Origin of the sequence: Streptomyces actuosus, assembly GCF_016921115.1 — a bacterium.
Classification (GTDB): domain Bacteria; phylum Actinomycetota; class Actinomycetes; order Streptomycetales; family Streptomycetaceae; genus Streptomyces; species Streptomyces actuosus_A.
The window spans coordinates 257247-279580 of sequence record NZ_JAFFZS010000004.1; the positions used below are offsets into that span (position 1 = coordinate 257247).

General features: G+C 73.4%; 18 protein-coding genes and 1 pseudogene. 13 read left to right on the forward strand and 6 right to left on the reverse strand.

Annotation, left to right across the window (positions count from 1 at the left end):
* Window positions 1-41: 41 nt before the first annotated feature.
* On the reverse strand, window positions 42-1874 hold the full coding sequence (locus tag JS756_RS08095; RefSeq protein ID WP_205382315.1) for a DUF8508 domain-containing protein: 1833 nt from the start codon (window positions 1872-1874) through the stop codon (window positions 42-44).
* Window positions 1875-2155: 281 nt separating this feature from the next.
* On the opposite strand from JS756_RS08095, the gene JS756_RS08100 reads away from it, so the two are divergent.
* The 3 genes from JS756_RS08100 to JS756_RS08110 all read left to right on the forward strand — a co-directional run bounded on the left by JS756_RS08100 (window position 2156) and on the right by JS756_RS08110 (window position 7382).
* Window positions 2156-3601: a hypothetical protein gene (locus tag JS756_RS08100; protein WP_205382316.1), complete on the forward strand. Its 1446-nt coding sequence runs from the start codon at window positions 2156-2158 to the stop codon at window positions 3599-3601.
* Between the two features lie 172 nt (window positions 3602-3773).
* Complete coding sequence (locus JS756_RS08105; RefSeq protein WP_205382317.1) at window positions 3774-5222, forward strand: alkaline phosphatase PhoX; 1449 nt, start codon at window positions 3774-3776, stop codon at window positions 5220-5222.
* A 537-nt stretch (window positions 5223-5759) separates the two neighbouring features.
* Window positions 5760-7382: a TROVE domain-containing protein gene (locus JS756_RS08110; protein WP_205382318.1), complete on the forward strand. Its 1623-nt coding sequence runs from the start codon at window positions 5760-5762 to the stop codon at window positions 7380-7382.
* Window positions 7383-7577: 195 nt separating this feature from the next.
* On the opposite strand, the gene JS756_RS08115 is transcribed toward JS756_RS08110, so the two are convergent.
* Window positions 7578-9197, reverse strand: a complete 1620-nt coding sequence (locus JS756_RS08115; RefSeq protein ID WP_205382319.1) for an FAD-binding oxidoreductase — start codon at window positions 9195-9197, stop codon at window positions 7578-7580.
* 69 nt (window positions 9198-9266) lie between these two features.
* Between JS756_RS08115 and JS756_RS08120 the strand changes: the two genes are divergently transcribed.
* Both JS756_RS08120 and JS756_RS08125 read left to right on the forward strand, forming a co-directional pair.
* Window positions 9267-9905, forward strand: coding sequence for a TetR/AcrR family transcriptional regulator (locus JS756_RS08120; protein WP_205382320.1), 639 nt, complete (start codon window positions 9267-9269; stop codon window positions 9903-9905).
* 616 nt (window positions 9906-10521) lie between these two features.
* On the forward strand, window positions 10522-11094 hold the full coding sequence (locus JS756_RS08125; RefSeq protein WP_205382321.1) for a TetR/AcrR family transcriptional regulator: 573 nt from the start codon (window positions 10522-10524) through the stop codon (window positions 11092-11094).
* Window positions 11095-11169: 75 nt separating this feature from the next.
* Here the strand turns inward: JS756_RS08125 and JS756_RS08130 are convergent, their stop codons facing one another.
* Both JS756_RS08130 and JS756_RS08135 read right to left on the reverse strand, forming a co-directional pair.
* Window positions 11170-12372: a TerD family protein gene (locus JS756_RS08130; RefSeq protein WP_205382388.1), complete on the reverse strand. Its 1203-nt coding sequence runs from the start codon at window positions 12370-12372 to the stop codon at window positions 11170-11172.
* A 245-nt stretch (window positions 12373-12617) separates the two neighbouring features.
* Window positions 12618-13427, reverse strand: a complete 810-nt coding sequence (locus tag JS756_RS08135) for an NAD-dependent epimerase/dehydratase family protein (protein ID WP_205382322.1) — start codon at window positions 13425-13427, stop codon at window positions 12618-12620.
* Between the two features lie 470 nt (window positions 13428-13897).
* Here JS756_RS08135 and JS756_RS08140 point away from each other — a divergent pair, with 470 nt between their 5' ends.
* From JS756_RS08140 to JS756_RS37540, 3 genes are all read left to right on the forward strand, one after another.
* The gene (locus tag JS756_RS08140; protein ID WP_205382323.1) at window positions 13898-14488 is read left to right on the forward strand and encodes a TIGR03086 family metal-binding protein; all 591 of its coding nucleotides are present in this window, start codon (window positions 13898-13900) and stop codon (window positions 14486-14488) included.
* 380 nt (window positions 14489-14868) lie between these two features.
* Window positions 14869-15666: an HAD family acid phosphatase gene (locus JS756_RS08145; RefSeq protein ID WP_205382324.1), complete on the forward strand. Its 798-nt coding sequence runs from the start codon at window positions 14869-14871 to the stop codon at window positions 15664-15666.
* A gap of 164 nt (window positions 15667-15830) precedes the next feature.
* On the forward strand, window positions 15831-15956 hold the full coding sequence (locus JS756_RS37540) for a hypothetical protein (protein WP_275892668.1): 126 nt from the start codon (window positions 15831-15833) through the stop codon (window positions 15954-15956).
* A gap of 26 nt (window positions 15957-15982) precedes the next feature.
* Here the strand turns inward: JS756_RS37540 and JS756_RS08150 are convergent.
* Window positions 15983-16171: pseudogene (locus JS756_RS08150) on the reverse strand (penicillin-binding transpeptidase domain-containing protein); the annotation flags it as partial.
* A gap of 203 nt (window positions 16172-16374) precedes the next feature.
* Window positions 16375-17148 (reverse strand): IclR family transcriptional regulator, encoded by a 774-nt coding sequence (locus JS756_RS08155; protein WP_205382325.1) that lies wholly within the window; start codon window positions 17146-17148, stop codon window positions 16375-16377.
* A 151-nt stretch (window positions 17149-17299) separates the two neighbouring features.
* Here JS756_RS08155 and JS756_RS08160 point away from each other — a divergent pair, with 151 nt between their 5' ends.
* The 5 genes from JS756_RS08160 (at window position 17300) to JS756_RS08180 (ending at window position 22294) form a co-directional block, all read left to right on the forward strand.
* Window positions 17300-18829, forward strand: a complete 1530-nt coding sequence (locus JS756_RS08160; protein WP_205382326.1) for an aldehyde dehydrogenase (NADP(+)) — start codon at window positions 17300-17302, stop codon at window positions 18827-18829.
* A gap of 97 nt (window positions 18830-18926) precedes the next feature.
* Complete coding sequence (locus JS756_RS08165; RefSeq protein WP_205382327.1) at window positions 18927-19535, forward strand: DUF1349 domain-containing protein; 609 nt, start codon at window positions 18927-18929, stop codon at window positions 19533-19535.
* An 80-nt stretch (window positions 19536-19615) separates the two neighbouring features.
* A complete protein-coding gene (locus JS756_RS08170; RefSeq protein WP_205382328.1) occupies window positions 19616-20125 on the forward strand; it encodes a GNAT family N-acetyltransferase in 510 nt (169 codons plus the stop codon).
* Window positions 20126-20414: 289 nt separating this feature from the next.
* Window positions 20415-21131, forward strand: coding sequence for a DsbA family oxidoreductase (locus tag JS756_RS08175; protein ID WP_205382329.1), 717 nt, complete (start codon window positions 20415-20417; stop codon window positions 21129-21131).
* A 110-nt stretch (window positions 21132-21241) separates the two neighbouring features.
* A complete protein-coding gene (locus tag JS756_RS08180; protein WP_205382330.1) occupies window positions 21242-22294 on the forward strand; it encodes an aminotransferase class V-fold PLP-dependent enzyme in 1053 nt (350 codons plus the stop codon).
* The last annotated feature ends 40 nt before the right edge of the window (window positions 22295-22334 follow it).

Consider the following 22334-nt stretch of genomic DNA (forward strand, 5'->3'; position numbering starts at 1 on the left):
CCGGGGCGGGCCGGTGCGGGCCCGCCCCGGGAGCGCGGGGGTCACGGACGGAACCGCAGCACCTGCGGGTCGTGGTCGCTGATCTGGTCGTGGAACTCGGCGTTGATGTGCACGCTGTCGTAGTCGAAGTGGCACCGCCCGCCGCGCCGGATCGCCGGGCTGACCAGGATCTGGTCCAGGACCTGGGCGTTGCCCTGGTAGACGTAGCTGTACCGCTCGCTCTTCGGCAGCGACTTCACCGCGGACCACAGCGCGTGGTCGCCCTCCAGGATCTGCGCGGTGCCGGAGAACTCGAAGTCGTTGATGTCGCCGAGCGCGACGACGTTCGCGTTCTTCTGGACCGCGAGAACGTCCTTGACGAAGGAGTTGACCACGGTCGCCTGCGCGTGGCGCTGGATCTCCGAGCTGCGTACCGGCGGCTGGTACTGCCCGGCCAGTCCCTGGTCGCCGCCCTTGGAGGCGAAGTGGTTGGCGATCACGAACACCTTCTTGCCGCGGAAGACGAACTCGCCCACCAGTGGCTTGCGGCTGTCCTCCCACGCGGCGTTCTGCGGGTCGATCCGGCCGGGGGAGAGCGTGAGCGCAGCCTTGCCGTGCACCTTGGCGACGCCGACGGCGCTGGTGGCGTCACCGCCCGCACGGTCGGTGAAGGAGACCCGCTGCGGGTTGAACAGGAAGACGTTGCGGATGTTGCCGCCGGGCTGGCCGCCGTCGGAGTCGTCGACCGGGTCGACGGAGCGCCAGTCGTAGTGGGGGCCGCCGGCCGCGACGATCGCGTCGATCAGCTTGCCGACCGTGATGTCGGCGGCGGTCGTCCCGTCGTCCGTGGCGCCGTTGTTGTCCTGGATCTCCTCCAGGGACACGATGTCGGGCGACTGGAGGTTGTGCACGATCGCGGACGCGTGCGCGGCGAAGGTGTCGTCGGACGGGTCGAGGTTCTCGACGTTGTACGTCGCGATCGCCAGCTCGCGCCTGCTCTGCCTGCGGGTCGTCTCCCGGGCGAGTCCGGCGGCGTCGACCGCGCCGATCTCGTTGGCGACGAGGGTGTAGCCGCCGTACTGGTTGTAGTCCAGCGGACCGGTGGTGGTGCCGGTGAGCGTGTCGCCGACGTCCACGCTCGGGTACGCGGAGGTCGGGCCGAGCGACTGGATCTGGAGCCGGCCGGTGTTCTGGGCCTCGTAGGCGCCGTAGACGGTGCCGCCGCGCCGGTTGGCGTGCTCGTGCGGCTTCACCGTGACCCACAGCTCGTAGTACTTGTTGCTGGCGCCCACCACGCGGGCGTCGGCGACCTGGATGTTCATGCCCTCCAGGGACTCGTAGTAGTCCAGGGCGTACTTCGAGGGCCGCAGGGTCAGCCCGTTGACCGAACCGCCCGCGGCGGAGTCACCGGCCGGGGTGTACGCGTCCGGCACCGACCGGGCGTCGACGACGGTGGCGGCCGGAACGGCGTTGCCGCTGGAGACGACGGTGATCGTGGTCCGGGTCAGCTCCGTCACCGACTGGTTGCCGGAGGACGTCCCGCCGGGGACGTACTCCGAGACCGTGCCGCCGACCGAGACCAGGTCGCCGACCGCGACCTTCGGGGTCGAGCCGGTGTAGACGAAGATGCCCTCACTGGTGGCCGGATCGGAGTCCGGGTTCGGATCCTGCATCCAGAAACCCCGGGACGAGCCGTAGGTGCGGACGCCGGTGACGATTCCGGTCACCTCCGCGACCTTCTGGCCGGCGTACGGCGAGGTCCGGGTGGTGCCCTGGATGTCGTGGATGCGTACGGAGTCCGCGTGGGCGGGAGTGGTCAGGGCGACGGTGGACGCCGCGGAGCAGACGGCGGCGACGGTGAGCGCGGCGAGACGCGCGGACGACTTTCTCGGCAAGGGATCCCTCCGGGGACATGACAAGTGCCGGGACGAGGGTGGAGCGATGGTGCGCGAAGAACGCGCCGGAAGCGCGTGGTTGGACCACGGATGACGCGCGTAGAAGACAGTGAACAGTTGTCCGCCGACTTCTACGCGCGTCAATCTCCTGCTTTCTCCGGCCAGTTGTCAAGGTTTCGGCCATGTACGGAGGCCGACGAGGAGATGAACCGGGCGGGATGGGTGGAAATCCGTCTAGGCTGAGCGGCTGAGTGGTACCACCGTCCGAGGAGAACGAGCCCATGTCAGACAGCTCCCCCCTGCCGCCCGTGCGGCTGACCGACGAAGCGGAGCTGGCGCGGGCCGCCCTGAGCACGCCGTTGCTCTCCCGGGCCGCCCGACTCGCCCGCTGGGCGGGCCCCGACACCCGTGTCGACGCGGGCGGCGGGCTCGTCGAGGAGCAGTTGCCCGCCGCGGCCGAACTCCTCGGCCTCACCGGGGACGACGCCGCCGCCTACGCGAGCGAGGCCTGGCGCGTCGCCGTCGACACCGGCCTCGTCGAGATCACCGACGAGGAGGCCGGCACCGTCACCGCCGGCGAGGACCTCGCCCTGCTCACCGGCGGTTCCCCCACCGACGTGCTCGGCATCTGGCTGGTCGCCCTGGACGGGGTGCTCGCCGACGCCGGTGTGCCCGACCTCGACGATCTCGTCGACGCCATGGACCTCGAGAACGGCAGCGGCGAGATCGACCTCTCCGAGCTCGACTGGGACCCCGAGGCCGAGGCCGAGTTCCTCGACGGCGTCCTCGGCAACCTCTACCTGCTCAGCGTCAGCGAGGACGGCCCCGGCGAGGGACCGGTGCCCCTTCCGGCACTCGCAGCCTCCATGATCGTCCCCGGTGACATGGGCGAGCCCACCAACGACGTGCTGGAGCAGGTCTCCGACGCCATGATGCGGCTGGACGACCAGTTCCGGCTCCTCGACCCGATCGGTCTGGTGGAGTACCAGCCGGTCGACGAGGCGCTCATGGCCGACATCGACGACCCGGCCGAGGAGCCCGCCGCTCCCGTCGACGACACCGACGTCTCCCGCTACGGCATGGTCCGCCTCACCCCGCTCGGCCTGTTCGGGCTGCGCGCCCGGCTGCTGGAGGCCGGCGTCGAGGCGCCGGCCGTGGGCGACCTCGCCGACAAGGGCGCGGACGCCCTGCTCGACCGCACCGCCGCCCACGGGCCCCGGGCGGTGCGCGCCGAGACCGAGCAGTGGCTGGCCCGGCGCGAACCCCTGGCCGCCGCACGGGAACTGCTGGCGGCCGCCCGCGGCGGCGACCCGGGAGCCCCGCTGCGCCGACTGCGCTGCCAGGAGGCGCTGTCCCTGGTCGGCGCGGTCGCCGAGCCCGCGCTGCGCGAGGTGCTCGACGACGCCGAACTCGGCGGACTGGCCCGGGTCTGGCTGACCGAGCACGGCGTGGCCGACGTGCCCGCCCCCTCCGAGGCGATGGTCTTCTGGCTCACCGTCGACACGGTCGCCGCGCAGCTGGCAGCCGAGGGCAACTCCGAGGAACTGCAGGCCCTCGTCGAGGGCCTCGCCGCCCAGCACGACGGTTTCTTCGCCGCGGCCTGGCGCGTCGAGCACCCCGCCACCGCCGACGTCCTGGAGGCGATGGGTCGGATCCACCCGGACAAGAAGGTCGCCAAGGAGGCCAGAAAGGCTGCCTTCAAAGCCCGTTCCCAGCACGGGAACTGACGATACGGCAGCTCTCCTGTCATCCTGACGTGGACGGTGTCGGTCCGGATTCACCGGACCGGGACCGTGCGTGACGCCCGCCGTTCGACCCACGTTCAGCGGCGGGCGGGACGGTGGCGCCGAACGCACGGCCGCCACCTCCCACGGCACACCCACCGTCACAGGAGACACCATGTCGCTCACCCGTAGGGACTTCACCAGGAAGTCCGCGATCACCGGTGCCGGAGTCGCCCTGGCCGGCACCGTCGGAGCTCTGGCCACCGCGCCGAACGCCCTGGCGTCCACCGAGACCGAGACCGCGGGCGGTGCGTCGGCGGACGCGCACGGCGGAGTCGGCTACGGGCCCCTGCTCGCCGACCCGAAGGGCATCCTCGCCCTGCCCGCCGGGTTCTCGTACGAGATCATCACCTACAGCGGGAGGACCAAGCTGGAGTCCGGCGAGTTCACCCCGCAGAAGCCCGACGGGACCGCCACCTTCGACGGCCCGCGCGGTACCACCCTGCTCGTCAACAACCACGAGCTCAAGGGTCCGCGCTCCACGTGGGAGTACCCCGTCCCGCTGCACGAGGGCCTCGTCTACGACCCCGCCGCCTCGGGCGGCTGCACGGTCGTCGAGGTGCGCCACGGCCACGCGGTCGCCGAGTGGGTCGGCATCGCGGGCACCTCCACCAACTGCGCCGGCGGACGCACCCCCTGGGGCACGTGGCTGACCTGCGAGGAGAACTCCGACCGGGCCGGCGAGAACGGCATGACCAAGGACCACGGCTACGTCTTCGAGGTCGACCCCTGCGACCGCCGCGCCAACCGGGACCCCCGGCCCGTGAAGGCCTTCGGCCGCTTCGACCACGAGGCCGTCGTCATCGACCCGAAGACCGGCCACGCCTACCTCACCGAGGACGCCCACGACCCCAACGGCCTGCTCTTCCGCTGGGTGCCGCCGCACGGCTTCCGCCACGGCCGCGGCCGGCTGGGCACCCTCGCCGACGACGCCGGGGTCCTGCAGGCCCCCAAGTGCTACGACTCCGCGGGCCGGTTCGTGGACGACCTGTCGCGCGCCACGAGGACCGGCACGGTCTACGGCGTCGACTGGGTCGTCGTGCCCGACCGCGACGCGCAGACCGTCCCGGTCCGCCGGCAGTTCGCCGACGGCGAGATCACCCGCGCGCGCAAGCTGGAGGGGATGTGGTGGGGCGACGGCGGCGCCTACATCGTCTCCTCCTTCGCCCGTGAGGAGAGCCCCGAGCAGCACGACGGCCAGGTCTGGTTCTACGACCCCCGGCGCCGCACCCTCACCCTCAAGGTGCTGCTGGGCGTCAACCCGGACCCGTCCCGGGAAGGCCACTTCGACGGCCCGGACAACATCACCGTCTCTCCGTACGGCGGCCTGGTCGTCTGCGAGGACGGGGACGGCCTCCAGCACCTCTTCGGCGCCACCGACAGCGGTCGCACCTACCCCATCGCCCGCAACGAGCTGAACATCGGCACCGCCGAGGAGCCCGAGTACAGCGAGTTCACCGGTGTCACCTTCTCGCCCGACGGCAGGACGCTCTTCGCCAACATCCAGGAGCCGGGCATCATGCTCGCCGTCACCGGCCCCTGGAAGCGGCAGAAGCGCTGCTGACCACCCGCCGGCCCGCCGGTGCGATCCCGGCACCCGCTGCGCGACCCCGTGCCGAGTCGCCTGAATTTGCTCGCCCGTCCCGCGGCCTCCGCCTAGAGTGATGCACGTCCAGGTGCGACAGGCAGGACCTACTTCCACTCTTCATGGGGAGGCCGCGGGTTCGAATCCCGCCACCGGCATCACAGGCCGGTGTAGCTCAGAGGGCAGAGCACCTACGTCGGTTCCGCCGGCCTCGATCTCTGGACACCGAACACGTCACGCACCTCCCGGTGCGCAGGCTGCGGTTACTTCGCTGACATCGAATCCCACCGCCGCCGACCTTGATCTCGGGAGGCGCGGCTCATGGTGGGTGCCCGGTGCGCAGGCAGCGGATACTTCCAGAACGACCGGTCGCGGGTTCGAATCCCGTTCGCACCTTCGGGGTGCGGTAGCTCAGCGGGTAGAGCAGTTGTGTCTTCCGCCGCCGACCTCGACCTCGGGCACCCTCCCTCTGCCGCGCCTCCCTCCGAACCACACATGTTTTCGGGGGAATTCACCATGACGCGATTCAACACGCGCACCGCCAGGGCGCAGCCCGTCTCGCCGGTCGCCTCCACGGGTCGGGTGCTGCGCACCCGCGAGGGCGGCCGCGGGCACGAGCGGGACGCACGCTCCGAGCTCTTCCTGCTCGCCGTCTCGCACTTCGTCTCCCAGCAGACCTTCTACGAGTCCGGTGCCGCACGCGACGGCCGGTTCGAGGAGCTCGTGCGCGAGCTCGCTGTCTCCGACCCGTTCTGGACCGCCGGCCTGCTCGGCTGGCTGCGCGGCGAGGGCAACATCCGTACCGCCGCGGTCGTGGGCGCCGCCGAGTACGTCAAGGCGCGCCTGGACGCGGGCGCCGTCGACGGCCCGGCCAACCGGCAGGTCGTGGCCGGTGTGCTGCAGCGCCCCGACGAGCCCGGCGAACTGCTGGCGTACTGGACGTCGACGTACGGCCGGGCCGTGCCCAAGCCGGTCAAGCGCGGCATCGCCGATGCCGTGCGGCGCCTGTACACCGGCCGGGCGCTGCTGAAGTACGACACCGCGTCCAGGGGCTACCGCTTCGGCGACATCCTCAACCTCGTGCACGCGGCACCGGACCCGGACAAGCCCTGGCAGGGCGAGCTGTTCCGGTACGCGTTGGACCGGCGGCACCGCCCCGAGTCTGCCGTGCCGCCCGAGTCGGACCGCCTGCTGACCGCGCACCGCGCGCTCATGGCGCTGCCGGTCGCCGAGCGGCGCGCCGTCGTCACCTCGCCGGGCGGCGCCGAGCGGCTCGCCGCGGCGGGCATGACGTGGGAGGCGCTGGCGGGCTGGCTCCAGGGACCGATGGACAAGGCGGCCTGGGAGGCCGTGATCCCCTCCATGGGCACGATGGCGCTCGTCCGCAACCTGCGCAACTTCGACGAGGCGGGCGTCAGCGACGAGGTCGCCGCACAGGTGGCGGCGCGGATCAGTGACCCGGCGGAGGTGGCGCGCTCGCGGCAGTTCCCCTTCCGCTGTCTCGCCGCGCACCAGCATGCGCCGTCGCTGCGCTGGGCCTACCCGCTGGAGCAGGCACTGCGCCACTCGCTGGCCAACGTGCCCGCCCTGGCGGGCCGGACCCTGGTGCTCGTCGACCGCTCGGGCTCGATGTTCCGGTCCCGGCTCTCCGACCGCTCCCAGCTCGACCGGGCCGACGCCGCGGCCGTCTTCGGCACGGCCGTGGCGCTGCGGGCGCAGCACGCCGACCTGGTCGAGTTCGGCACGTCCAGCAACGCCGTACCGTTCCGCAAGGGCGAGTCGGCGCTGAGGGTCCTCGGGCGTTTCGGCGACCTCGGCGGGACCGACACCACGGAGGCGGTGCGCCGCCACTACCGCCGGCACGACCGGGTGCTCATCGTCACCGACGAGCAGTACGCGCCCCACCGGCACGGCGACCCGACCGAGCAGGTCCCGGCCCACGTCCCGGTCTACACGTGGAACCTGGCCGGCCATCGGGCGGGCCACGGACCGTCGGGCCGGGGCAACCGGCACACCTTCGGCGGTCTCACGGACGCGGCGTTCCGCATGGTTTCGCTGCTGGAGTCCGCCCGGGACGCCGACTGGCCGTGGCTGCACGACAGGGACGCCGACCGGCCGGCCGATGCTGTGGCGCGGTGAGCCGAGCCGTCGGCGGGTGATGGGGCGGCCCGCCGGCCCGGGGAGGGCCCGAGCGTGCCGGCTCCGCGGCCTCGCCCCGGGCAGGAGGTTCTCCTGCCCGGGGCGAGGCCGACACCAGCCGGTGCGCGGGCACCGGCGGTCGTGCGCTGCCGTGCCCGGTCCCGCCCGTCGGCTTCACCACGAGCATCATCACAGTCAGTCGAGCAGGACGCCGGGGTTGAGGATGCGGTGGGGGTCGAGGGCCTGCTTGGCGGAGCGCAGAGCCAGCGTGAAGGGTTCCGGGCGCTGGAGGTCGTAGCGGGGGCGGTGGTCGCGGCCGACGGCGTGGTGGTGGGTGACGGTGGCGCGGTGGCGGTGCAGGACCTCGGTCGCGGCGGCCTTGATGTCGTCCCAGACCTCGACCTCGTCGCCGGGTCGCCCGGGGACGGCCACGGTGAAGTAGGGGGCTGCGCCGTCGGGATAGACGTGGGTGAGCCGGCAGTTGACGGTCGCCCGGTGTCCGGTCGCCTTGAGCGCGGCGGCACCGACCTCGCTGCGGACGGCGTCGATCAGGGCGGGGATCCGGTCCCAGGTGGCAGCGGTCTCGAAGGTCTCGACGACGGCGCCCATGCGGGCCAGGCCGTCCCGCAGGTAGGGCATGCGCAGGAACGCCGAGCGCCAGGCGCTGACGGCCGCGTCGACCGGGGCGCCGGAGCCGGGCAGGGGCGCCGTGCCTCGTCCGCCGTGGGCGCGGGCCAGGTCCAGGGCAGTCGCGAGACGGTCGCCGACGGCGGCGGTGGCGGACTCGAATCCCAGGACGAGGACGGCTGAGCCGTCGCGGGAAGCGCCGGACAGCGCCGCCTCGCCGGGATCGAGCAGGCGGCAGTTGGCCGGGGCGAGGTCGGACCGTGCCAGGGCCCTCACCGCGTCCAGGGCACGGTGGAAGTCGGCGAACGCCACGGACGTCGAGGCCTTGTGACGGGGGCGTTCCTGCACACGCATCCACGCCTCGGTGATCACGCCGAGCGCGCCCTCGGATCCGAGGAAGAGGCGGTCGGGCGAGGGCCCGGCGCCGGATGCGGGCAGGCGCCAGGAAGCCCCGGCGGCGGCGGGGGCGACCACGCGCAGGGACTGCACGAAGTCGTCGATGTGGGTGTGGACGGTGGCGTAGTGGCCGCCCGCGCGGGTGGCGAGCCAGCCGCCCAGGGTGGAGAACTCGAAGCTCTGCGGGAAGTGGCGCAGGGTCAGGCCGTGGGGGCGCAGCTGCCGTTCCAGCACGGGACCGAGGGCGCCGGCCTGGATGCGGGCCGATCGGCTGCCGGTGTCGATCTCCAGGACCCGGTTCATCGAGGTCAGGTCGAGCGACAGGACGGCGCGGTGGGCGTCGCCGCGGTACTCCACCCCGCCGACCACCGAGGAGCCGCCGCCGAAGGGGATCACGGCCACGCCGTGCTCGCCGGCCCAGTCCAGCAGGTCGGCCACGTCCCGGTCGCCGTGCGGCCGGGCGACGAGGTCGGGGAGCCGGCCGGGCCGCCCGCGCAGGGCCCGGACGACGTCGCGGTAGGCCTTTCCCATGGCGTGGGCGGCACGCGCGTGCGGATCGGCGGTGACCAGGTGTGCCAGGGCGGGCGGGGGCGTCACGGCGGGGCGGTCGATGGCCAGGTCGGCCACCCGGGGTATCGGCAGCGGACGGGCCAGGGTGCCCGGCAGCAGGGAACCCAGCGCGACGCACTCGGCGTCGTCGGGGTGCGCGTCGGCGTAGCCCCAGCCCCACCAGGAGCGGGTGCGGAGGGTGCCGGGGTCGGGCGCGGAGGCGGGCACGGCGGTGGCAGGCATGTGTGTGCTCCCAGTGGGGTCCACGTAATTTACCCTACGGTAAATTACCGTAGGGTAAGATCAGGTCCCATGGCAACGCTCCCTTCCCGTGCCGGCACCAAGGGTGTGCCGAGGGCCGACCGTGAACGACAGGTCCTGGCCGCGGCCACCGAGGAGTTCGGCCGCCGCGGCTACGACGCCACCACCATGGCCGCCGTCGCCACCCGCGTCGGCGTCACCAAACCGCTCCTGCACCAGTACTTCGGCAGCAAGCAGGACCTCTACCTCGCCTGCCTCGTCCCGGTCGGCGACCGCCTGCTGGACGCCGTCCGCGACGCGATGGCCGAACACGGCGCCGCCGCGCCCCCCACGCCCCTGCGCGTCCTGCACGCCCTGTTCACCGCCCTCGACGGCCGGCGCGAGGCCTGGTTCGTCCTCTACGACGCCACGCTGCCGCCCGGCAGCGACGCCGCCCACCGTGCGGCGTTCTACCGCGACGCCATCGACGGGCTCGCCGCGACCGGCACCGCCGAGCTCCTGGACACGGCCGGACCCGCCGACCCGCTCGATGCCGACGCCCTCGCACACGCATGGCGCGGCCTGTGCACCGCCCTCGTCCGCTGGTGGATCAAACACCCCGACCAGACACCCGAGGCCATGACCCGGCGCTGCGCCCGGCTCTTCGCGGCCGGCCGCACCATCCTCGCCGCCGACGACGACAGCACCTGAGTCGGACCGGCGCCCGCCCCGCGCCGTCCGGGCCCGGCCCCGGCGCGGATCCCCCGGCCTGTCGCGGGTGCGGTCGTGGCAGGCCGGGCCGGCGAACGCGGTGGCGCCGTCCCGGCGTCCGAGGCGGCCGATGCCCCGGAGCGAGGCTGCGGGGCGCCGCGCGGCCGGTGCGTGCCACCGGTACGGGCGCGGCGGGGGGAGCCGGCCGGGCGACCGGTGGTCGAGCCCGGACGTCGGGCGGACGGCCTGCCCCGCTGCCGGGGCGGTGGGGCCGAGCGGAACGCGGCCCCGGGGTGTTGCCTTCGGGCTCGTCGGCCTCCCGGCCGAAGGCGTGGGCCGGACGGGGAGAGGGGCTGGGCCGGCAGGGTGGTGCGGGGAAGCCGAGCGGAGCGCCCTGCCCCCTCGGCCAGAAGGCGTGCGCCCGGGCGGTCCGGGCGGACGGGGCGGAGTCGGGTGCTCCCCATCTGGTGTCGCCGGGCGAAGTGGTGGAACATGCGGGCAGCACGGGCGGACGCGCGGCGTCCCCCGGGCGGTACGGCCGTCTTCGGGGGCCGTTTCCCCCTACGCCCCCCGGACAGAACGCGGAGACCTTCTCCGTTTTTGCAAGGAGTTCTTGATGACCCAGGTCAAGCCCATGCGCGCGGACGCTCGGCGCAACTACGAGCGGTTGCTGAAGGCGGCGGCGGAGGCCTTCGCCGAGCATGGGGAGGGTGCCTCCCTCGACGACATCGCCAAGCGCGCCGGGGTCGGTTCCGGCACGCTGTACCGGCACTTCCCGACCCGTCAGGCGCTGCTGGAGGCCGCTTACGTCGGCCGCGTCGAGGCACTGGCCCGGCGCGCCGACGTGATCGCGCAGGAGCGGCCGCCGGGGGAGGCGCTGTGGGCGTGGCTGACGGAACTCACCGAGGGCATGATCCAGGTCCGTGGTCTGAAGGCCCTGCTGGGCTCGGCCGTGACCGACGCCGGTTCGGCCGCGGCCACGGTGTGCGGCACCACCCTCAAGGGCGCGGGAGAGCGCCTGGTCCACGCCGCCCACGCGGAGGGTGCCCTCCGCAAGGACGTCGAACCGATCGACGTCCTGCGGCTGGCCCACGGCGTGGCGACGGCCTCGGAACTGGCCGACGACGAGGGGGCGTGCATCCCCCGGTACCTGTCCCTGGTGACGGAGGGCCTGCTGCCGACGACGTGAGGCGCGGCCGGAGGGGGCGCCACCGGCGCCCGCGGAGCGCCCGCTCCGGCGGAGCGCTCCGCGAGGCGGGCGCCGTCACAGGGACTGCGCTGCCGGCTTCACCATGTTGCGGACCGTGCGGGCCTTGACGAAGTCGCCGATCGCCGTCATCTCCCACTCGCCGGAGAACTGACGGATGAGCTTGGCCATCATCACGCCGGTCTGCGGCTCGGCGTGGGTGAGGTCGAAGCGGACCAGTTCCTCGCCGGTCGCGGCGTCCAGCATGCGGCAGTAGGCCTTGGCGACCTCGGTGAACTTCTGGCCGGAGAAGGAGTTCACCGTGAAGACGAGGCCGCTGACCTCCTGCGGCAGCCGGCCCAGGTCGACGGTGATGACCTCGTCGTCACCGCCGCCTTCGCCCGTGAGGTTGTCGCCGGAGTGCCGGATCGCGCCTCCGAGGATCGTCAGCTTGCCGAAGTAGCAGCTGTCGATGTGGTTGCGCTGCGGGCCGTAGGCGATGACCGACGCGTCCAGGTCGATGTCCTTGCCGCGGTAGGCCGGCTCCCAGCCGAGGCCCATCCGGACCTGCGACAGGAGCGGGCGTCCGCCCTTGACCAGGGACACCGTCTGGTTCTTCTGCAGGCTGACCCGGCCCTTGTCCAGGTTGATCTTCCCCGCGCCGGGGGCGGGCGCGGGCGGCGTCGGGGGAACGGGCGGGACCGGGGGAGCGGTGAGCGGCGGGGCCGGCGCGGTCACCGGGGGCTGCACGGCGGGCGCGGGCGGGACGACCGGCTGCGCCGGCGCCGGTTCCTCGACCGTGACACCGAAGTCGGTGGCGATGCCGGCGAGGCCGTTGGCGTACCCCTGACCGACCGCGCGGGCCTTCCACTGGCCGTTGCGCAGGTAGATCTCCACGACCACCAGCGCGGTCTCGGTGCCGAGCTGCGGCGGCGTGAACGTGGCCAGGACGGAACCGTCGTCGGCGTCGCGGATCGTGGCCGTCGGCTCGATGCCCTGGAAGGTCTGCCCGGCCGCGTCCGGGCTTGCGGTCACGACGATCTTCTCGATGCCCGGCGGGAGGGCGGCCGTGTCGACCGTGATCGCGTCGGGCGCGGCGCCGCCCCCCGAGCGGTAGGTGACGCCCGGGCCCCCGGGCTGGTTGTAGAAGATGAAGTCGTCGTCGGAGCGCACCTTGCCGTCGGCGGTGAGCAGCAGGCCCGAAACGTCGAGCCGCACGGGCGCGGCCACGTCCACCGCGACACGGGCGGTGGAGAGCGGGATGTTCGAGCCGGGGGTCATAGCTGTCATGCCACCTAGAACGAGCGAGACCGCTTTACCGTTCCCTTACCTGACGTCCGTCCGGCCCGGCCGCCCACGGCCCCGCCCCGGAGGCCCTTCCGGTCCCGGCCGGCCCTCTCCTCACGTCGCTTCGAACCCGTGTCTGCGAGTCCGTATCCTCGAACCGGTCCCTCCGGCCCCGGCCGCTCCTGACGGCGGACGTCTCCTCCCCGTCGGCCGCGGACCGCGGCGCAACGGGCGCCCGGTCAGTACGGCCAGATCGGCGGGTCGTCGACGAAGTGGCCGCCGAGGTGCGTGTGCGCCGGGTTCTCCGGGTCCGGTTCGCCCTGCTCGGCGATCAGCTTGGCGGCGTACGGCTCGGAGTCGTCCTGCGGCTCGTAGCCGAGGGCGCGGGCGGTGCCGAGGTCCCACCACAGCCGGGTGTTGGCGGAGGAGCCGTGGACGACGGTGTGGCCGACTCCCTCGGCGGTCAGGGCCGCGTGGAGGAGACGGGCGCAGTCGGCCGGGCTCAGCCACACCGACAGCGTCCGCACCCGTGTCGGCTCGGGCAAGCAGGAGCCGATGCGCACGGACACCGTCTCCAGGCCGTGCCGGTCCCAGTAGAGCTGGGCGAGGTCCTCACCGAAGCACTTGGACAGGCCGTAGAAGGTGTCCGGGCGGTGCGGGGTGTCGATCGGGATGAGCGGGTCGCCCTCCCGTGGGCGCGAGGTGTAGCCGACGGCGTGGTTGGAGGAGGCGAAGACGACGCGCCCCACGCCCTCCAGGCGGGCCGCCTCGTACAGGTGGTAGGTGCCCTCGATGTTCGCCTTCACGATCTTCTCGAACGAGGACTCCAGCGAGATGCCCGCGAGATGGACGATCGCGTCGACGCCCCGGACGGCCTCGCGCAGGGCCTCCCGGTCGGCGAGGTCGGCGGTGATCGCGTCCGGGGCGCCGTCGACCGGGCGCACGTCGAGCAGACGCAGGTCGTAGCCGTACCCGGGCAGCAGACCCCGCATCAGGGTGCCGAGACCGCCGGCGGCGCCGGTGAGCAGAACGGTGCGGGGAGAGGGCATCCTCGGTCTCCTCGGGGGTGACGGCTCGGTGAAGCGACCCGTCGGCATCTCGGCGCCCCGACCGCTCGACGGCTCGGTTCCCTGGGCCCGTCGAGTATCGCGCGGCAAGCGGGAATCCGTCCTGCCGGCCGGTGGCGGCGCGGTCGCCCGCCCGCCGGGCGGTCTGCCGTGCGACGCCGTTCGCACATGTGCCCGCCCGTGCGGGGCGTGAGCCGAAGGGGACCCGGGTGAAGGTCGATATGCGTCCGCCCAAAGACGCCTGCCCCCACCGTGCCGCCCACGCCCCGGCGTGCCCCGGGCGGAGACCGACCTCGTCCGCGTTCCGGGCGCGGTCGCACAGGCCCGGGCCCGCGAGGGATCCGACCCCGGTCGTGGAGATCCCTCCCACGACCGATGAATCACACGGCCCGTACCGGTCTGCACTCCGAGGGCCGTTCCGGGTCCTGGTCCGCCGCCGTCAGGAGATGCACATGACCGACGACACGATGTTCGACCTTGCTCCGCAGGCCAGGATCGTGGCCCAACTCGTGCAGGGGGTGACGGACGAGCAGCTCGCCGGCCCGACGCCCTGCCCCGACTACGCGGTGCGCGATCTGCTCGGCCACCTCGCCGGCCTGTCCGAGGCCTTCGGCGCGGCCGCGGGCAAGCGGCTCGGCCCGGCCACGGACACCCCTCCGGCCACCTCCGTGCCCGACCTCGACCCCGGTTGGCGCAGCGACCTGCCCAAGGCCCTCGACGCGCTCGCCGAGGCGTGGCGGGACCCCGCCGCCTGGACCGGCACGACCCGTGCGGGCGGCGTGGACCTGCCCGGCGCCGTGGCCGCCGCCGTCGCCGTGGACGAACTGGTCGTCCACGGCTGGGACCTGGCGCGCGCGACCGGGCAGTCCTACGATCCGGATCCCGTCGCCCTCCACATCGCCCACACCTTCCTGCACGGCTCGGTCGACGACAGCGGCAACGGCATCTTCGGCCCCGTCGTGCCCGTGCCCGCCGACGCCCCTCTCCTGGGCCGCGCCGTGGGCCTGAGCGGCCGGGACCCCGGCTGGACGCGGAGGGTCTGAGCGTCGGCGCACCCCCCTTCCGGGGCGGGGGAGGAGCGCACCAGGTGACGGGTCGTCCGATGTGACGCCGGGTCGGCCCGACCGCCGGTCGCGGTCACGCGGTCGGCGCGGACCGTCGAGTTCTGTCGCCCGGTGTCCGCCGTCGGTGCGCCCCGCGTGGGGCACGGCCGCACCGGGACCGGTGCGCTCTGCCCCAACAGCACCACGGCCCGGGCGACATGAGGCCGCTGCCGCGGGCAGAGCGCGGCCGGGCCGGGCCGCAACCTCCGCGGCCCCATGATTCTCGTATCGATCGGATAACGGGGCTCGCACACCGGGTGTGATGCGCGTAGACAAGGCGTGACCTGGTGAAACCACCACCGATCAAAACCGGAGAATCCATGCGGAAATCCCTCAGAGCGGCTGCGGTCGTCGCCGCGTGCACCGTTGCCGGCGGAGCGCTCTACGGAGCCGGCGCGGCCACCGCGGGCCAGAAGACGGCGAACTCCACGCACGAGCCCTACAACATCGGCGTGCTCGTCAAGGACATCGACGCCTACTACGGCACCACCGCCGACGCGGACGGCGTCTACCAGGCCTCCCAAGACAGCCCTTACGCCAAGGACCTGGCGCGCCTGGACCGGGACGCGAAGAAGTACATAGACCGGGCGGCGCGCAAGGCCCGCCACCACGGGGAGAAGCCGGCCGTCGTCTTCGACATCGACGACACCCTGCTGCTCAGCCTCGACTACGAGAAGCGGTACAACTACACGTACAACCCGGCCACCTGGGCGGAGTACGTGAACCGCGCCGACCGGCCCGCCGTCTTCGGCAGCCCCGAACTCGTGCGCTACGCCGAGGCCAAGGGCGTCGAGGTCTTCTACAACTCGGGTCTGAGCGAGGCGCAGCGCGCCGCCGCCGTCGAGAACCTGAAGAAGGTCGGCGCCGACGTCAACCTCGACACCGGCCACATGTTCCTCAAGGACAAGGCCGACCCGCCGGCCTACCTGAGCGACTGCGCCACCGTGGATGCCTGGAAGTGCACCACCGTGGAGTACAAGTCCGGCACCCGCAAGCACATCGAGGACGACCTCGGGTACGAGATCATCGCCAACTTCGGCGACCAGTACTCCGACCTCGACGGCGGCTACGCCAACCGGACGTACAAGGTGCCGAACCCGACGTACTTCGTCGGCTAGCCCGCACGTCCCACGAGGTGAGAACGCCCCGCCGCTTCCTGTGCGGCGGGGCGTCGCCGTTGCCGCCGAGGCCCCCGCCCGCACGGGGGAGGGACGTTCGGCCCGCGTCCGCGCATGACACCGAACGCCGTACGGCAGACCGCACCCGATTCCGTAAGGGGCAGGTGCCGGGCATCGGCCGGGTGCTGTTCATCGACGGTGCCGCCGCGATGGCCGGCGGCGTGGGCTCCGCCTCCTCCAGCGTGTACTTCGCCATCGACCCGGTCGAGCAGCCCCTCGGCGTGCGGTAGCAGCGGGGAGCACCCCGCCGGCCCGCTCACCTCTTCAGCGCCGCCTCCATCATGGCCTTGGCCACGGGGGCGGCCAGGCCGTTGCCGCTGACCTCGGAGCGGGCCGCGTCCGACTGCTCGACCACGACCGCGACGGCGACCTCCTTGCCGCCGGCCTTGCCGTACGACGTGAACCAGGCGTACGGCGTCTTGCTGTTGTTCTCGCCGTGCTGGGCCCCCTGCTGTGCGCCGCGACGGCCGCCCGCCCCGTGCCGCCGCCGATCCCGGTGATCCGCGCCCTGGCCCCGGCGTCCGCATCGGGGCGTCCGCACCTCTGCGCCTGGCCGGGGTACCCGGAGCGTCCCGGAAGGGTCCGCCCGTGCGCTCCGCGTCCCGGCTCCGCCGTCGCCGCGCGGGGGAGCCGGGGATCGTCCGGCGGTCACAGCCGGCGGGTGGCCAGCGTCAGCCGGTCGCGCGCGTCGAAGAGGGCGTCCTTGATCGTCTGCTCGTGCGCGGGCGTCAGCCGTGCCACCGGCACCGAGCAGCTGATCGCGTCGCGGGCCGGGGTGCGGTACGGGATCGCCACACCGAAGCAGCGCAGGCCGAGGGTGTTCTCCTCGCGGTCCACGGCGAAGCCCTGCTCGCGGACCTGGTGCAGTTCCTCGATGAGCCGCTCGCGGTCGGTGAGGGTGTGCTCGGTGAGCGCGGGCAGCGTCTCCGGGAGCATCTTGCGCACCTGCTCGTCGCTGTGGGTGGCGAGGATCGCCTTGCCGAGCGAGGTGGAGTGCGCGGGCAGCCGGCGGCCGACCCGGGTGAAGGGGCGCAGATAGTGCTGGGACCGGCGGGTGGCCAGGTAGACCACGTTGGTGCCGTCCAGGCGCGCGAGGTGGATGGTCTCGGTGGTGTCGTCCGACAGGCGGTCCAGCGTCGGCCGGGCCGCCGCGACCACCTCGTCGCCGTCGATGTAGGAGGTGCCGACCAGCAGGGCCCGTACGCCGATGCCGTACCGCGTGCCCGTGGCGTCCGTCTCCACCCAGCCCAGCTCCACCAGGGTGCGCAGCAGCATGTACAGGCTGGACTTGGGGTATCCGACGGCCTCCTGGACCGCCGCGAGGGAGTGCATGCCGGGCCGGCCGGCGAAGTACTCCAGCAGCTCCACCGTCCGCACCGCGGACTTGACCGGCGCCCCGCCGCCCGCCTCTCCTGCCGACATCGCCCTGGACCCCTTCGTTCGACGGGAAGCCGGAGTTATAGTCTCCGACAGGTCATTCATCATCAGAGACAGCGTTCAGTATATCGAACGCCCTGGTGGGTGATGTCAGTCCTGCGGCAGCGAATGCGGCAACACAGTGGAGGGACCCGCGGTGGCAGCAGCACCAGTCTGGAGTGTCGACCCCCGAACCGGGAAGCAGCGCGAGCAGGTAGCGGTGGAGGCCACGGCCCAGGAGGTGGACGCCACCGTCGGGGCCGCGCACGCCGCACGCGGCGCGCTCGCCGACCGGGCGGTCCGCGCCGCCTTCCTGCGGGGTGCCGCCGCCCACCTGGAGAAGGCCCGGGACCAGCTGGTCGAGGCGGCGGACGCCGAGACCGCGCTCGGTCCGGTCCGGCTGACCGGAGAACTGGCCCGCACCTGCTACCAGTTGCGTGCCTTCGCGGACATCGTCGACGAGGGTGCCTTCCTCGACGTGGTCATCGACCACCCCGACGACACGGCCACCCCGCCCGTCCCCGACCTGCGCCGCCACAAGGTGCCGCTCGGCGTGGTGGCCGTCTACTCCGCGTCCAACTTCCCCTTCGCCTTCTCCGTCCCCGGCGGCGACACCGCCAGCGCGCTCGCCGCGGGCTGCCCGGTCGTCGTCAAGGCCCACCCCGACCATCCGGCGCTGTCCGAGCTGGTCGCCAAGGTGCTGCGGACGGCCGCCGCGCGGCAGGGCCTCCCCGAGGGTGTGCTCGGTCTGGTCCACGGCTTCGAGGCGGGCGTCGAGCTGATCGGGCATCCGCTGGTCGCGGCGGCCGGCTTCACCGGGTCGGTCCGGGGCGGTCGGGCGCTCTTCGACGCCGCCGCCGCACGCCCCGTGCCCATCCCCTTCCACGGCGAGCTGGGCTCGCTCAATCCCGTCGTCGTCACCGAGGCCGCGGCCACGGAACGCGCCGAGGCCATCGGCACGGGCCTCGCCGCCTCCATGACCCTGGGCGTCGGCCAGTTCTGCGTGAAGCCCGGCCTGGTGCTGGTGCCGTCCGGTGCGGCCGGGGACGGTCTGGTCACGTCGCTCACCGACGCCGTCAGCGACACCGAGGCCGGTGTCCTGCTCGATCACCGGATGTGGGACGACTTCGTCGCCGGGGTCGCCGAGCGCGCCCAACTCCCCGACGTGGACGCCCCGGTGACGCCCGGCGCGGGCGGTGAGCACAGCGTCAGCCCCGGCTTCCTGACCGTGCCGGCCGGCCGTCTGACCGCGGAGGGGGAGCACGACCTGCTGCTGGAGGAATGCTTCGGCCCGGTCACCGTCGTCGCCCGCTACGAGGACGAGGGCGAGGTCGCCGCCGTGCTGTCCCGGCTGCCGGGAAGCCTCACAGCGACCGTGCAGCTGTCCGAGGAGGAGGCGGCCGGCCGGGGCCGCGGCGCGGAGATGCTCGCCGAGCTGACGCCGCTCGCCGGGCGGGTGCTGGTCAACGGCTGGCCGACCGGCGTCGCGGTCGCGCCCGCCCAGCATCACGGAGGGCCCTACCCCGCGACGACGTCGACGTCGACGTCCGTGGGCGGCACGGCGATCGAGCGGTGGCTGCGCCCGGTCGTCTACCAGAACGCGCCGCAGGCCCTGCTGCCGGCCGAGCTGCGGGACGACAACCCGCTGGGGCTGCCCCGCCGGTTCGACGGACGGCTGGAGCGGTAGGCCGCACACGGACGGGGCTGCCCGCACGGCGTCCTGCGGCCCGGCGGGCTCTCGCCCGAGCCGCCCCGAGCGGCGCCGCCCCTGGGAGAATCCGGCCATGGACGTGGAACTCCCCGAACTCCCCTTTCCCCTGCGCACCTACGGCCCCGACGGGCACTGGTCCTACGAGGACGGGGTGCTCACCGGTCGGGCCGGAGGCCGGCAGGACCGGTTCGTGCCGCCGATCGGCGAGGACCTGGAGCCGGGCTGCGACGCGCCCCGCCTGCTCGGGGCGCCGGAGGGGGACTTCCAGTTGGCGGCGAGGGTCACCGTCGGGTTCAACACGGCGTTCGACGCGGGGGTCCTCTACGTCCAGGTCGCCGAGCGGGCATGGGCGAAACTGTGCCTGGAACACTCCCCGGACCTGCCCACCGTCCGCTCGGTGGTGACCCGGGGACACTCCGACGACGCCGGGGCCTTCACGGTGGACGGCAGTTCGGTGTGGCTGCGGGGCAGCCGGACGGGCCGCGCCCTCGCCTTCCACGCCTCCAGGGACGGCGCCCGATGGACGTTCGTGCGTCTGTTCACCCTGGGTGACGAGCGGCAGACCTCCGCCGCCCTGGTCGGCTTCATGACGCAGTCGCCGCTGGGCGAGGGATGCGTGGTCACGTACGACCACCTCGCCTTCGAGGAGAGCTGGCCCGACGACCTCAGGGACGGGAGCTGAGCAGGAACGTCACCGCAACGGTGGCCCCGCACCGGACCGCCGCGGGAACCCCGGGGCGGTGGCCCCGCGTCCCGCCTCACATGAACGAAGCCGTCCCCGCCGGTCCCCGGCTGATCCGCACCGTCCTGACCGCCGAGGTCCCCGACATCGCCGCCCTGCACGCCCGGGCCCGGGCGACGTACGACCCGGACGGCCTGCCGGACGGCGGGGGCGACTGGCCCACCGCCTGGCGGGAGGCCGTCGAGAGGCCCGACGGGCAGGTGCTGTGCGCAGTGGAGCAGGGCCGCCTCGCCGCCGTCGCCTCCTTCCGCACCCCGCGCGGCGGCGACCCGGGCACGGTCGCGCTGCACCAGTTCCACGTCGACCCCCACCGCTGGCGCACCGGCATCGGCACGGCCCTGCACGCCGCCTGCGTCGAGACGTGGCGGGCCGACCGCCGGCACACCGCCGTCCTCGACGTGCTCACGGACAACCGGCGCGCCCGGGCTTTCTGCGCCCGCCACGGCTGGGTGCCGGACGAGGGGCACCCGTCCACCGCGGACGACCGCCGTCTCCGCCTCCGCCTTCCTCTCGCTCCCCCCGGCGGGTGACCGAGCCCCGCCGCCCACCTGCGGGTACGCCCGCGAGTGGTGGTACCGGCAGGTCTCCCGCCAGGGCTGCGGACGGCTCGTGGGCGGTTCTCCGGGCAGCCTTTCGGCCGGGTCTCGGAGCAGGCCACCGGGCCGGCGTTCGGGCGGGGAAGGAAGGAGGCGGGGAAAGGCGCGGGGGGCCCGCGGGAATGAAGCGACCTGCTCGAACGTTTCAGCCCCGGTGCGGAGAGGGTCTCCGCATGGGCGGAGTGCACCTCCGCGAACGGACGAGCTGGAGAGAACCGAGCACATGCGCGTCGAGATCTGGAGCGACATCGCCTGCCCTTGGTGCTACGTGGGCAAGGCCCGCTTCGAGAAGGCGCTGGAGGCCTTCCCGCACCGCGACGCCGTGGAGGTGGTGCACCGCTCCTTCGAGCTCGACCCGGGCCGCGCCCCGGGCGACACCGGCCCGGTCATCCCGATGGTCGCGCAGAAGTACGGCATCAGCGAGGCGCAGGCCGAGGCCGCCGAGGACCACCTGGGCGTCCAGGCCACCGTCGAGGGCCTGGACTACCGCACGCGCGGCCGGGACCACGGCAACACCTTCGACATGCACCGCCTGCTCCACCACGCCAAGGGGCAGGGCAGGCAGGACGAGCTGATCCAGCTGCTGTACCGGGCCAACTTCGCCGAGGAGCGGTCGCTCTTCACCGAGGGCGACGAACGGCTGGTGGACCTGGCGGTCGAGGCCGGCCTGGACGCGGAGGCCGCCCGCGCGGTGCTCGCCGACCCCGCCGTCCACGCCGACGACGTCCGCGCCGACGAACGCGAGGCCACCCGGCTGGGCGCGACCGGCGTGCCCTTCTTCGTGCTCGACGGCAGGTACGGCGTGTCCGGGGCGCAGCCCGCCGAGGTCTTCGCCCGGGCGCTCACCGAGGCGTGGGGCGAGCGCCCCCCGCTGGCCCTGGCCGACCAGGGCGACGCGGACGCCTGCGAGCCGGACGGGTGCGCGGTGCCGCAGGCCTGACCGCTCTCGGCAACATGTCGCAGGTCGGAGCGTATCCATAAGCAGTTCTTGGCCACAGCGCGCGAAAGAACGCCATGGACTTGGGGAAGCTCAGGGCCCACAGTGGTTCCATGGAGACCTTCGAGAGCCTCGTGCGCGCCGAGTTCGCCCCGAAGAACACCTACCTCAACACCGCGACCAGCGGGCTGCTGCCGGCCCGGGCGGTGACCGCATTGCACGACGCCGTGCAGATCCGGGCCGACGGCCGACCACTCGACCCGCTGTTCGAGGACGTGGAGGCAGCCCGTGCCGCCTTCGCCCGCATCGCCGGCGTCCCGGTCCAGCGGGTGGCGGCCGGCGCCTCGGTCGCCACCCAGACCGGGCTCATCGCCGCCGCCCTGCCGGCGGGCGCCGAGGTCCTGACCGCCGAGGGCGATTTCACCTCCGTCGTGAACCCCTTTCACGTGCGGGGCGACCTGAAGGTGCGCGCCGTGCCGCTGGAGCGCCTCGCCGAGTCCGTGCGGCCCGGCACCGCGCTCGTCGCGGTCAGCGCCGCCCAGTCCGCCGACGGGCGGATCGCGGACCTCCCGGCGCTGCGCGAGGCCGCCCGCACCCACGGGACCCGCACCTACGTCGACTTCTCGCAGGCCGCCGGATGGCTGCCGATGGACGCCGGAGCGTACGACTACGCGGCCGCCACCTGCTTCAAGTGGCTGCTCGGCCCGAACGGGGTGGTCTTCCTCGTGGTGCCGGAGGACCACGGAGGACTGACCCCGCTGCTGGCCGGCTGGGTCGCGGCGGAGAACCCCTGGGACAGCTGCTACGGCCCGGTCGGGGAACTCGCCCGCTCTGCACGGCGGTTCGACGTGAGCCCGAGCCTGCTCTCGTACTCCGGGCTGCGCCACTCGCTGGCGCTGATCGAGGAACTCGGTGTGGAGGCCGTCCGCGCCCACGACCTCGCGCTGGCCGATCGCTTCCGCAAGGGCCTCGTCTCCCTGGGCCACGAGCCGCTGCCCGCGCCCGGTGCGCCGATCGTCTCCGTGCCCGGCCTCGGGCGCCTGCGGGCGGAGCTGAGCGCCGCCGGCATCGAGGTCTCCGACCGCGCGGGGAACCTGCGGGCGAGCTTCCACCTGTACAACACCGAGCAGGACGTCGACCGTCTCCTGGACGCACTGTCCGGCTGACGACACAGAACCGGGCCGGGCCCCCGTCCACGCGAGGGGG

Bases quoted from the DNA above. Each gene is read 5' to 3' on its own strand.
- JS756_RS08135 (WP_205382322.1), bottom strand. From the start codon at position 13,427: ATGCCCTCTCCCCGCACCGTTCTGCTCACCGGCGCCGCCGGCGGTCTC.
- JS756_RS08115 (WP_205382319.1), bottom strand. From the start codon at position 9,197: ATGCCTGCCACCGCCGTGCCCGCCTCCGCGCCCGACCCCGGCACCCTC.
- JS756_RS08155 (WP_205382325.1), bottom strand. From the start codon at position 17,148: ATGTCGGCAGGAGAGGCGGGCGGCGGGGCGCCGGTCAAGTCCGCGGTG.
- JS756_RS08175 (WP_205382329.1), top strand. From the start codon at position 20,415: ATGCGCGTCGAGATCTGGAGCGACATCGCCTGCCCTTGGTGCTACGTG.
- JS756_RS08125 (WP_205382321.1), top strand. From the start codon at position 10,522: ATGACCCAGGTCAAGCCCATGCGCGCGGACGCTCGGCGCAACTACGAG.
- JS756_RS08130 (WP_205382388.1), bottom strand. From the start codon at position 12,372: ATGACCCCCGGCTCGAACATCCCGCTCTCCACCGCCCGTGTCGCGGTG.
- JS756_RS08170 (WP_205382328.1), top strand. From the start codon at position 19,616: ATGAACGAAGCCGTCCCCGCCGGTCCCCGGCTGATCCGCACCGTCCTG.
- JS756_RS08165 (WP_205382327.1), top strand. From the start codon at position 18,927: ATGGACGTGGAACTCCCCGAACTCCCCTTTCCCCTGCGCACCTACGGC.
- JS756_RS08140 (WP_205382323.1), top strand. From the start codon at position 13,898: ATGACCGACGACACGATGTTCGACCTTGCTCCGCAGGCCAGGATCGTG.
- JS756_RS08105 (WP_205382317.1), top strand. From the start codon at position 3,774: ATGTCGCTCACCCGTAGGGACTTCACCAGGAAGTCCGCGATCACCGGT.
- JS756_RS08100 (WP_205382316.1), top strand. From the start codon at position 2,156: ATGTCAGACAGCTCCCCCCTGCCGCCCGTGCGGCTGACCGACGAAGCG.
- JS756_RS08120 (WP_205382320.1), top strand. From the start codon at position 9,267: ATGGCAACGCTCCCTTCCCGTGCCGGCACCAAGGGTGTGCCGAGGGCC.
- JS756_RS08110 (WP_205382318.1), top strand. From the start codon at position 5,760: ATGACGCGATTCAACACGCGCACCGCCAGGGCGCAGCCCGTCTCGCCG.
- JS756_RS08145 (WP_205382324.1), top strand. From the start codon at position 14,869: ATGCGGAAATCCCTCAGAGCGGCTGCGGTCGTCGCCGCGTGCACCGTT.
- JS756_RS08180 (WP_205382330.1), top strand. From the start codon at position 21,242: ATGGAGACCTTCGAGAGCCTCGTGCGCGCCGAGTTCGCCCCGAAGAAC.